Source organism: Serratia entomophila (genome assembly GCF_021462285.1).
GTDB classification, from domain to species: domain Bacteria; phylum Pseudomonadota; class Gammaproteobacteria; order Enterobacterales; family Enterobacteriaceae; genus Serratia; species Serratia entomophila.
Genome location: NZ_CP082787.1, coordinates 2,512,928 through 2,524,582 on the forward strand (window position 1 = coordinate 2,512,928; position 11,655 = coordinate 2,524,582).

Genomic DNA, 11,655 nt, shown 5'->3' on the forward strand with positions numbered 1-11,655 from the left:
CCGAGGCCTTGAACTTGGGTTGTGGCCCTGCTCAGGGTCACTCATCATCGGTATTAACACGCGGGCCAATTCATCGGCCCGCGTGTTTTCGGTCAACGGCTAAGGGTAGCCTGAGTGGCCGCCACGCCATCGCCCTGCCGTTCGGCGGCAATGCCGCCCCCCAGCACCTTGTACAGGGTGATCTGGTTGTCATAAGCGGTTTGCTGCGCGGCGACCAGCGACTGTTGCGCGCTATACAGCGTGCGCTGGGCGTCCAGCATGGTCAGGTAGCTGTCCACCCCGTGCCGATAACGCAGATCGGCCAGCCGATAATACTCCCGCGATGCCGCGACATAGCCGCTTTGCGCCGCCAGCTGTTCCTGAATGGTGCCCTGGCGCGCCAGCGCATCGGCGGTTTCCTGAAACGCCGTCTGCACCGCCTTTTCATAGCCAGCGAGGTACAGATCCTTCTGCGCTTTGGTGTAATTCAGCTGTGAGGTGTTGTACCCGCCGCTGAAGATTGGCAGGCTGATGCTCGGCGCAAACGACCAGACGCCGGCGCCGTGGCTGAACAATGAAGACAGCTCGCTGCTGCCCACGCCGCCGTTGGCGGTCAGGCTGATGGTCGGGAAAAAGGCCGCGCGGGCCGAGCCGATATTGGCGTTGGCCGATTTCAGATTATGTTCGGCCTCCAGCACGTCTGGCCGGTTCAGCAGCACGGCGGACGACAGGTGCGTCGGCAGCTCCTTCATCATGCCCGACAGCGCTTCGATCCCCGCGGGCAGCAACTTCTCCGGCACGCTTTGCCCCACCACCAGATCCAGCGCGTTTTTCGCCTGCGCGGCGCTGGTGGTGTAGCTGGCGACGTCCGAACGCGCCTGCTGGTATAGGGTATCCGCAGAGGCCACGTCGACCATGGATGAAATGCCGTTTTGCTGATTCTTGCGCGTTACCTCCAACGACCGTTTGGCGCTGTCCAGCGTCTGTTGAGCGGCCGCCAGATTGCTGCGTTCCGCCGCCACCGCCACCCAATCGGTGACGATATCGGCGATCAGCGTCAGGCGGGTGCTTTTCGCCGCCTCGGAATTCGCCAAATAGGTTTCAAACGCCGCCCGCGACAGGCTGCCGTTCTTGCCGAACAGATCCAGCTCGAAGGCGCTGGTACCGGCCGTGGCCTCGTAGCTTTGGCTGATGGCGGTGGCGTTGCCGCTGCCGGTCAGCGCCCGCCCGCGGCTGCCGTCTGCGCCGGCGTTAATGCTGGGGAACAACGCCGCGCGCTGCTCGCCGTACAGCGCCCGCGCCGACGCGATGTTGGCGATAGCTTCCCGCAGGTCGCGGCTGCTGTTCAGCCCCATCGTCACCACCTGCCGCAGCTGCGGGTGCTGGACGTAATCGCGCCAGGCGACGTCCGGGTAGCTTAGCGCCAGCTTGCCGCTCGACGCGGCGTAGGCGGCGCCCTGCGGCAGATTGGCCGGCACCGGCGCCGCCGGGCGCTGGTAATCGGGATCCAGTGAAATGCAGCCCGCCAACAGCAGCGGAAGCACCAGGGTAATTAAACGTTGCGGCACATTACTCTCCTGCCTGTTTGGCGGCTGGCCTGCGGGTAAACAGGCGGCGCACCAGCACATAAAACAAAGGAACGAAGAAGATCGCCAGCGCGGTGGCGGTCAGGGTGCCGCCGATGATGCCGGTGCCGATGGCGATGCGGCTGTTGGCGCCGGCGCCGCTGGATACCGCCAGCGGCAGCACCCCGGCGGTAAACGCCAGCGAGGTCATCAGGATCGGCCGCAGACGCATGCGCGAGGCGTGGATCGCCGCCTGGATCAGCGTTTCGCCGCGCTGGTGCATTTCTTCGGCAAATTCGACGATCAGAATGGCGTTCTTCGCCGACAGACCGATAATGGTCAACAGCGCCACCTGGAAGTAAATGTCGTTTTCCAGCCCACGCAGGGTGATCGCCAACAGCGAACCCACCACGCCCATCGGCACCACCAGCATTACCGCGAACGGGATCGACCAGCTTTCATACAGCGCCGCCAGGCACAGGAACACCACGACCAGTGAGATGGCGTACAAGGAAGATGCCTGCCCGCTAGTCAAGCGTTCCTGATAGGAAAGCCCGCTCCAGGCATAGCTGCTGTTCGCCGAATATTTCGCCGCCAGCTTCTCCATTTCCTGCATGGCGGTGCCGGAGCTGGCGCCCGCCGCGCCTTGGCCGGTTATCTCGAAGGACGACAGCCCGTTGTAGCGCGACAGGTTCTCCGGCCCGTAGATCCAATGGGAGGAGGCAAAGGCCGGGAACGGCGTCATGCTGCTGGCGCCGGACGCGTTGGTGCCGCGCACGAACCATTTATCGAGATCTTCCGGTTTGGAGCGAAACGCCACATCGCCCTGCATATAAACTTTCTTCACCCGGTTGCGGTCGATAAAGTCATTGACGTAGGTGCTGCCGAAGGCGCTGCTGAGGGTGCTGCTGACGTCACCGGCGCTCAGGCCCAGCGCCTGCAGCTTGCCGTTGTCTATCTCCACCTGCAGCTGCGGCGTGTCCGGCAACGTGTTGGCGCGCACCGCGGCCAGCGATGGATTTTTGCCGGCGGCGGCGACTATCTGGTCACGTATCGCCTGCAGTTCCGCCCGGGTGGTGGCCCCTTTGGCCTGCAGTTCGAAGGTAAATCCGTCGGATTGGCCGAAGCCGTCGATCGCCGGCGGGCTCATAGAGAACACCTGCGCGTCGCGGATGCCGGCGAAATGCGCCATGGCGCGCCTGGCGATGGCGTCCGCGGTGTTTTCGCTGCCGCTGCGCCGGCTCCAGTCCTTGAGGCTGACGAAGGCCATGCCGGCGTTTTGCCCGCTGCCGCTGAAGCCAAAGCCGTTAATGGTGAAAATGGTGCTGACGTTGGCCTTTTCGTCGTTGAGGAAATAATCCTTCACCGCGTCGCTCACCGCCGCAGTGCGCGCGTTGGTCGCCCCGGCCGGCAGAGTATATTGCACCATCACCACGCCCTGATCCTCGTTGGGCAAAAAGCCGGTCGGCAGGCGCAAGTACATCACGGCGGCGGCGATCAGCAACAGCCCGTACATCAGCAGGTAGCGGGTCGGCCGATGGATCACGTTGCCGACCTTATCGGCGTATTTTTCCTGCAGGCGGTTATAGCCGCGGTTGAATTTGCCGAGCAGCCCTTTATCGGTCAGCTCATCGTGGGCGGGTTTGAGCAAGGTGGCGCAGAGCGCCGGCGCCAGCGTCAACGCCAGGATCACCGACAACACCATGGAAGAAACGATGGTGACGGAAAACTGGCGGTAGATAACCCCGGTTGAGCCGCCGAAGAACGCCATCGGCAGAAATACCGCCGACAGCACCAGCGCAATGCCGACCAGCGCGCCGGTGATTTCCTTCATCGACTTTTCCGTCGCCTCGCGCGGCGGCAGGCGATCTTCGCGCATTACGCGTTCGACGTTTTCCACCACCACGATGGCGTCATCCACCAACAGGCCGATCGCCAGCACCATGCCGAACAGCGTCAGGGTGTTGATCGAATAGCCGAAGGCCGCCAGCACGCCAAAGGTGCCGAGCAGCACCACCGGCACGGTGATGGTCGGGATCAGCGTGGTACGCAGGTTCTGCAGGAACAGGAACATCACCAAAACCACCAACACCACCGCTTCGAACAGGGTTTTCACCACCTCTTCAATCGAGATATTGATAAAGTCGGTGCTGTCTTTCGGGTATGCCACCTTATAGCCGTTCGGCATCGACGACTGATATTCCGCCACCTTGGCCTTCACCAGCCTGGCGGTATTGAGCGCATTGGCCCCGGCCGCCAGCTTGACGGCGATACCCGCCGCCGGGTGGCCGTTCAGGCGGGCGCTGGCGGAATAATCCTCGCTGCCCAACTCGACCCGCGCCACGTCCTCCAGGCGCACCAGCGCCCCGCTGCTGTCGCTTTTCAGCACGATGTTGCGGAACTGCTCCGGGGTCTGCAGGCGCGACTGCGCTTTCACCGTGGCGGTCAGCTGCTGATTGGCGCCGGCCGGCAAATCGCCGATCTTGCCGGCGGAAACCTGGGTGTTTTGCGCTTCGATCGCCGTCGCCACATCGGACGGCATCAGTGAGAAGGACGCCAGCTTGGTCGGATTCAGCCAGATGCGCATGGCGTATTCCGAGCCGAATACCTGCACGTCGCCGACGCCGTCGATGCGCGACAGCGGATCCTGCAGGTTGCTCACCAGATAGTCCGAGATGTCCGACATCGTCGCCTGGTCGGTTTCGTCGTACATGCCGACGATCAACAGGAAGCTGCTCTGGGATTTCTTGACCGTCACCCCTTGCGCGGTCACTTCGCTCGGCAGGCGGCTTTCGGCCTGTTGCACCTTGTTTTGCACCTGCACCTGAGCGATGTCCGGATCGGTGCCCTGCGCGAAGGTGACGTTGATGCTCACCGAACCGTCGGAGCTGCTGGTCGAGGAGAAATACAGCAGGCCGTCCAGGCCGGTCAACTGCTGTTCAATCACCTGAGTGACGCTGTTCTCCAGCGTTTGCGCATCCGCGCCCGGATAAGTGGCGGCGATCGAGATCTGCGGCGGCGAAACGTCCGGGTATTGCGATATCGGCAGGGAGTTGATCGACATCAGGCCGCACAGCATGACGATGATGGCGATAACCCAGGCGAACACCGGCCGCCGGATAAAGAACTGCGCCATATTACTGCCCCCCGCTCTGGGCTTTTTCGGCCGCCACGTCCACCGGTTTGACGGCGACGCCGGCGGCCACCTTGCTGGTGCCCTCCACGATCAACCGATCGCCGTCGTTAAGGCCTTTGTCTATCAGCCAGTTGCTGCCAATGACCCGTTCTGCGGTGACGTCGCGCAGTTCCACCCTGTTTTGCGCATCGACCACCAGGGCGGTAGCTTCGCCCTTGGCGTTGCGCGTAATGCCCTGTTGCGGCGCCAGAATGGCCTTGGGATCCACGCCGTTGTCGACCTTGGCATGCACATACATGCCCGGCAGCAGCTGGTGTTCCGGGTTGGGGAACAGGGCGCGCAGCGTGACCGAGCCGGTGGACTCATCCACCGCCACCTCGGTCAGCTCCAGTTTGCCGCTATGGCCGTAAGGGGTACCGTCCTCCAGCGAGATGGCGACCGGCGTGACATCTCCGCGCTGCAACGAGGCCTGCTGGCGGCGCAGTTTGAGCAACTGGGTGCTGGACTGGGTCAGATCGACGTAGACCGGATCCAGCGCGCGGATGGTGGCCAGCGCATCGGTCTGCCCGGCGGTCACCAGCGCCCCCGGCGTGACCGAAGAGATGCCGATGCGCCCGGCGATCGGCGCGCGCACCTTGGTGTATTCGAGATTGATGCGCGCCGACGCCAGCGCAGCCTGGTACTGCGCCACCGAAGCCACCGCCGCCAGGTAACTGGCCTGGGCATCGTCGGCGTCCTGTTTGGAGACGCCATTTTCTTTCACCAGCACCGCATAGCGCTGGGCCTTCAGCCGGGCGGACTGCACCGTTGCCTGGGCGTTCTTCAGCTGGGCGGCAGCCTGGTCATAGCTGGCCTGATAGGTCGCGGGATCGATCTGATACAGCACCTGCCCGGCTTTCACCTCATCGCCTTCGACAAACAGCCGCTGCTTGATAATGCCGTCAACCTGCGGCCGCACGTCGGAGGTCATGGTGGCGTTAACCCGGCCGGTCAGTTCGCTGCTCAGGGTGACCGGCCGGCCGCGCAACGTAACCACGCCAACCTCCTGCGCGGCCCCCGCTCCCGCCGGCGCGGCGCCGCTCTGGCCGTCACAGGCGCTCAGCAGCAGCGACAGGCTGACAAGAAAAATCGTTTTCCTCTGCATTGACTAACTATCCTATTGAGAATGACTATTCTCAATATATCGAATGCGGTGTTTTTCGTCTGACAGGGTTGCGTAAGGATTGCGTAAAAATCCATCGCAGGGCATGAGGAACGCCGGCGCGGAGTATGGATTGCGCCGGCGTTAGCGGTTATTTGTGCCGCAGCGGCACGTCTTTCAGCAGCCAGGTCAACGCGAAAGCCAGCGCCATCACCCCGGCGGCGATTTGATACACCGAGTGGATCGCCCCACCAAACGCCTGCAGGTAGTCCTGCTGCAACGCCGCCGGCAAGTGATGCACCGCCTCCGCGCCGAGGGAACGCGGCAGCGGCGCGCCATCCGGCAACAGCGCGGCCAGCCGGGTATGCAGCGCATGGGTGAAAATCGCGCCGAACACCGCTACGCCGATCGAACCGCCAATCGAGCGGAACAGCGTGGCGCTGGAGGTGGCGACCCCCATATGCTGCGGCTCAACGCTGTTTTGCGCCGCCAGGATCATCACCTGCATCACCATGCCCAGGCCCAAGCCCAGCAGGCAAATGTAGAGATACAGCAGCTGCACCGGAGTGTCGTTGGTCAGGGTGCCCAGCAGCGTCATCGCCCCCAGCGCGCACAGGGTGCCGAGGATCGGGAACAGCCGGTATTTGCCGCGCTTGCTGATGATCCGGCCGCTGATTATCGAACTGACCATAATGCCGCCCATCAGCGGCAGCAGTTGCATCCCGGCCTGCGACGGCGTCGAGTCTTTCACCACCTGCAGATACAGCGGCAGAAAGGTGACTGAACCGAACAGCGACATGCCGACGATAAAGCCAATCAGGCCGCACAGCACGAAGGTGCGGTTGCGGAACAGGCCAAGCGGAATGATCGGTTCGCTGGCCAGCCTCTCCTCATAGATAAACCCGCCCAGCGACACCAGGCCGAAGGCCAGAATGCACCACAGCTGGCCGTCCGACCATGCCATCACCGTGCCGCCCTGGCTGGTGAACAGGATGATGCAGGTCAGCGCCGCCGCCAGATAGCCGGCGCCGAGAAAATCGATTTCATGCCGCACCCGACTGACCCGCGACTGGAATACCGCGCCGATCACCAACAGGGCGAAAATCCCCAGCGGCAGATTGATATAGAAAATCCAACGCCAGGAGAAATGCTGCACCAGCAGGCCGCCGATCAACGGCCCCACCACCGTGGCCAGGCCGAATACCCCACCGAACAGGCCCTGATAGCGGCCGCGTTCCGCCGGGGGGATCACGTCGCCGACCACCGCCATGGTGACCACCAACAATCCGCCGCCGCCCAACCCTTGCAGCGCGCGCATCATGATCAGTTGCGTCATGTTTTGCGCCAGCCCGCACAGCACCGACCCCAGCAGAAATACCAGGATGGCAATCTGCAGCACGATCTTGCGGCCAAACAGATCGCCGAATTTGCCGTACAGCGGCACCACAATGGTGGAGGCCAGCAGGTAGGCGGTCACCACCCACGACAGTTTCTCCAGCCCGCCGAATTCACCGACGATGGTCGGCAGCGCGGTGGAGACAATGGTTTGATCAAGTGCCGCCAGCAGCATCACCAGCAGCAGCGCGGAGAACAGCAAACGGATCGAGGGCGCTTTTTCAGCCGCCCCGCCGTTATCCTGGCGATTTGCCGCGTTTTCAATACTCATCTGGGTCGACTCACTTGTAATTAATTAATTGCATAATTAATATATGGGCTGTTCTTTTCCTCGGTCAATGGATCCCACCGCGATGACAGCACGAAACGTTCAAAACCCCGCCAAGCCCCGCCGCCCCGGCCGGCCGAGCGGCGGCGCCAAAGGGACGGATAAGCGCGAGCATCTGCTTGATACCGCGCTAAACCTGTTTGCCCGCCAGGGCATAGTAGACACTTCGCTGAACGCCATCGCCCGCGCCGCCGGCGTGACCCCGGCGATGCTGCACTACTACTTCCACAACCGGGAACAGCTGCTGGACGTGTTGATCGAAGAGCGTTTTCTGCCGGTGCGCAAGATTGCCGGCGAGGTGTTCGACGCCAACGCGGACGATCCGGTCGCCGCCTTCACCCAACTGGCGCAGCGTTTTATCGACATCGCGTTGGAGCACCCGTGGTTTGCCCCGCTGTGGCTGCGGGAGGTAATGAGTGAAAGCGGCGTGCTGAAACAGCGGATGGATGAACGTTTCGGCGATGAGCGCCGCAAGATCGCGCTGCAATCCATCGCCCGCTGGCAGGCGCAGGGCAAGCTCAATCCCGATCTCGAGCCCTCCCTGCTGTTCTTCACGCTATTCGGTATCACGCTGCTGCCGCTGGCCACCGCGCCCAAATGGCGCCAAGATAAGGATAAAAACCAGCTGAACGCCGAAGACATCGCCCGCCATGCCATCGCCCTGTTGCGCTACGGCGTGGGCCCGGCGCGTTGATCGCACCGCGATGTCAGCGGCCGCCTATGCGTTCCATTTTCATTTCCTAAAACTGCCAACTGACGTTCCAGCCCCACCTTGATTGGGGCTGCATCGGTGCCCAGTGCCGACATCACGCCCCCCTTCCCCATAACGCATTCGGTTTTCCCGAACCTGCTCTTTTGACACTTTCATGCTTTACTGCCCCCTCAAAATATAGGGCCATCATACATTGATGATAACCATAATCTAATCAATTGACTTTTTAGATTATGACCATCATCATTACCGCCTGCCGAGACCAGCAAGTAAAGCAGCAGGCGTCCCCGGTTGCACATTGCGAATCTGTTTACCCATTAATAAAGAAGATCAATTTATGACTAAAGCTTCAGCTCTCATTACAGGCGCATCCACGGGTATTGGTGCCGTTTATGCTGAACGGTTCGCTCGCCGGAGCCATAACCTTGTTCTGGTTGCGCGCGACAAAGCAAGGTTAGAGATACTTGCCGATCGTCTGCGGCAAGAAAATGGTATCTCTGTCGATGTTCTGCCTGCCGACCTCACGCAACCGATTGATTTAGCAGCTGTCGAAGCTCGCCTGCGTGAAGACGCGCGGATTGGCATTCTTATCAACAACGCGGGCATCGCGCAGTCCGGCAGTTTTACAGAGCAGACGCCTGATTCGATAGAAAGCCTTATCGCGCTCAACGTCACCGCCCTGACGAGGCTTGCCAGTGCGGTGACGCCACGGTTTGTGCAAGCGGGTGAAGGATCGATCGTCAACATCAGTTCCATCGTAGGCCTGGCTCCTGAATTTTCCATGTCGGTTTACGGCGCAACCAAAGCCTTTGTTCTTTTCTTGTCTCAGGGCATGAATGTAGAGCTGTCATCTAAGGGCATTTATATCCAGGCAGTGCTCCCTGCCGGCACTTACACTGAAATTTGGGAACGTGCGGGTATCGACATCAGTAATTCGTCAAAATTTATGGAAGTGGGCGAGTTAGTGGATGCCGCTCTGGCGGGTTTTGATCGCCGTGAACTCGTCACCATCCCACCTTTACACAATGCTGCGCGCTGGGACACCCTCGATGCTTCGCGTCAGGCTTTGCTTTCAGACATCAAACAGGATGAAGCCGCCGAGCGATATAAAGCGCTCTAGCTAATGAGGTGCACTCTGCAGAACGGTCTTTTGCACGTTCTGCAGAGAGGTAAAACGGGCAGATCCTTTTTGCAGTATTTATCGAGCTATCCCTGGGGATTGCCTTTTTACTCAGCAACAGATCCGCTAAGAAAAATGCCACTGACAAACGCGACAGGGTAAACGACAAATGAATGCCAAGACGATGAAAGCCTTTACGTTTAAACGCTACGGTAAATCCCCTGAATCAGGATTCGATAACGTCGGTTATCCTGTAATCAATGCGGATGAAATCCTGGTTAAAGTGCATGCGGCTGGTCTGAATCCGATTGATAACATTATCCCAACCGGAATATTTAAGCCGGTTTTGCATTTTAAGCTCCCCGCTACATTGGGCAGTGACTTGTCCGGAGTTGTCATCTCCGTGGGGAGCCGCGTGACGCGTTTCACGCCAGGTGACGAAATCTTTGCCAGCATTTTCGACAGAGGAACGGGATCTCTTGCCGAATTTGCAGCAGTGCCTGAAAGCGCCGCAGCAATGAAGCCCGCAAACCTGGATTTTGTGCAGGCAGCTTCGCTCCCGATGGTGAGCCTCACGTCCTGGCAAGCGCTGACAGAGCGAGCCAGGCTGCAGGCTGGTCAGAAGGTTTTCATCCCGGCAGGTTCCGGGGGAATTGGCAGTTTTGCGATCCAATTGGCGAAGCACCTTGGCGCAAAGGTGGGAACGACAACAAGTTCAGGCAACGTCGAGTGGGTAAGTCGTCTTGGCGCAGACGAAGTGGTTGATTATAAAAAGCAACAATTCGAAAAGGTGATGAGCGGCTACGATATCGTTCTCGGTACTGTCAGAGGCGATTCAATTGAAAAATCTACCCAGATCCTAAATTTTGGTGGAAAGATTGTTTCCCTCACCGGGCCCTTAGATACCGCGTTCGCACGGGCTCGGGGACTAAACGCCTTACTGCGTTTTGTGTTCGGGCTGATGAGCCGCAAGATCATACGTCTTACGAAAAAACGGGGTCTGACCTATTCATTTCTCTTTGTCCGTCCTGATGGCAATCAACTTAACCAAATCGGCAAGCTCATAGAAGCCGAACAAATCAAGCCCGTGATCGACAAGGTGTTCCCCTTTGCAGAGGCCAGGGAGGCTCTTGCCTACCTTGCCCAGGGGCATGCGAAAGGAAAAGTGGTCGTCAAGATTCAGGACTGATAACAACGGAAGTTTAAATCTGTGAAATAGAGTCATCACCGAGAGCAATCTCCGCAAGTTTGACGACATCTACTCCTGCATGGCGGTTGCTTTGTTAAGACATTCTTTTCAGGGGGGCCGGCCTGTTTTCAATAATCTTAATGCCAGGCTTCACATCGTCCCGCAACAAACGATATATTTAGCGTACATCTGATTAGAAAGGCTTATCAGCAATGCTAAAACATTGGCCACCGCTCAACGCCATGCGCGGGTTTGAAGCCGCCGCCCGGCTGGGCAGCTTTCACCAGGCAGCCGACGAGCTGCACCTCACGCAGTCGGCGATCAGCCAACAGATCCGCAGCCTGGAATCCTATCTGGAGCAACCGCTGTTTTTCCGCACCGGACGCAGCGTCAACCTTACCGACGCAGGGCGCGATCTCTACAGCACCGCGCAGGTGATGCTGCAGCAATTGGCCGTCGGCATTCGCCGGCTGGATCAGTACCGCAAGCCCAACCAGCTGATCGTCAACACCACCCCGGCCTTTGCCAGACACTGGCTGCTGCCGCGGCTGGCTGATTTTCATCGCCGCCATCCGCAGCTCGACCTGTGGCTGTTCACCAGCTTCGAGCCGCCGGAGATGGCAACGGAAACCGTCGACATCGCCATTCGCGACGACCTCAGCGCGCAGGCCGGCTGCGCGTTCAACATCCTGCATGCCGACCGGCTGTATCCCGCCTGCCACCCCAGCCTGCTGGCGACCCCGCCGGAACAGCGGCTGACGCTGCACGGCGAACGCGAAATGGACTGGAGCCACTGGACGGTGGCGGGCGGGCATGACGTTGGACAACAGAGCCACGGGCTTAACTTTTCCGATCCCGGCCTGCTGATGGATGCCGCCTGCAGCGGCCTCGGCATCGCGCTGGTCAGCCAGCTGTTGTCACAACGGGCCTGCGCCGCGGGCCAGCTGCAGCCGATGGCCGAGAAAAGCGTGCGCGGCGCCAGCTGGGCGTGGCTTATCCACCGCGACAGCGAAAACAACCCGCTTACCCGCCAGTTTTGCCAGTGGCTGACCGAAGCGCTGCCAGGCGCGGTTTAACGTTTTACGTCACG

8 protein-coding genes are annotated in these 11,655 nt (G+C 60.3%); 4 read left to right on the plus strand and 4 right to left on the minus strand.

The window, feature by feature from the left end:
- Positions 1-92 precede the first annotated feature (92 nt).
- The 4 genes from KHA73_RS12320 to KHA73_RS12335 all read right to left on the minus strand — a co-directional run bounded on the left by KHA73_RS12320 (position 93) and on the right by KHA73_RS12335 (position 7,487).
- A complete protein-coding gene (locus KHA73_RS12320; protein ID WP_234584589.1) occupies positions 93-1,547 on the minus strand; it encodes an efflux transporter outer membrane subunit in 1,455 nt (484 codons plus the stop codon).
- Between the two features lies 1 nt (position 1,548).
- Complete coding sequence (locus tag KHA73_RS12325) at positions 1,549-4,680, minus strand: efflux RND transporter permease subunit (protein WP_234584590.1); 3,132 nt, start codon at positions 4,678-4,680, stop codon at positions 1,549-1,551.
- Position 4,681: 1 nt separating this feature from the next.
- Positions 4,682-5,824 (minus strand): efflux RND transporter periplasmic adaptor subunit, encoded by a 1,143-nt coding sequence (locus KHA73_RS12330; RefSeq protein ID WP_234584592.1) that lies wholly within the window; start codon positions 5,822-5,824, stop codon positions 4,682-4,684.
- Positions 5,825-5,972: 148 nt separating this feature from the next.
- Complete coding sequence (locus KHA73_RS12335) at positions 5,973-7,487, minus strand: MDR family MFS transporter (RefSeq protein ID WP_234584593.1); 1,515 nt, start codon at positions 7,485-7,487, stop codon at positions 5,973-5,975.
- An 82-nt stretch (positions 7,488-7,569) separates the two neighbouring features.
- Here KHA73_RS12335 and KHA73_RS12340 point away from each other — a divergent pair, with 82 nt between their 5' ends.
- The 4 genes from KHA73_RS12340 to KHA73_RS12355 all read left to right on the plus strand — a co-directional run bounded on the left by KHA73_RS12340 (position 7,570) and on the right by KHA73_RS12355 (position 11,641).
- Positions 7,570-8,238 carry a TetR/AcrR family transcriptional regulator gene (locus KHA73_RS12340; RefSeq protein WP_234584595.1) on the plus strand — a complete coding sequence of 223 codons (669 nt, stop codon included), beginning with the start codon at positions 7,570-7,572 and terminating at the stop codon, positions 8,236-8,238.
- A gap of 355 nt (positions 8,239-8,593) precedes the next feature.
- On the plus strand, positions 8,594-9,376 hold the full coding sequence (locus KHA73_RS12345) for an SDR family NAD(P)-dependent oxidoreductase (RefSeq protein ID WP_234584597.1): 783 nt from the start codon (positions 8,594-8,596) through the stop codon (positions 9,374-9,376).
- 169 nt (positions 9,377-9,545) lie between these two features.
- Complete coding sequence (locus KHA73_RS12350) at positions 9,546-10,565, plus strand: NADP-dependent oxidoreductase (protein ID WP_234584598.1); 1,020 nt, start codon at positions 9,546-9,548, stop codon at positions 10,563-10,565.
- 212 nt (positions 10,566-10,777) lie between these two features.
- On the plus strand, positions 10,778-11,641 hold the full coding sequence (locus KHA73_RS12355) for a LysR substrate-binding domain-containing protein (protein WP_234584600.1): 864 nt from the start codon (positions 10,778-10,780) through the stop codon (positions 11,639-11,641).
- Positions 11,642-11,655: the final 14 nt, after the last annotated feature.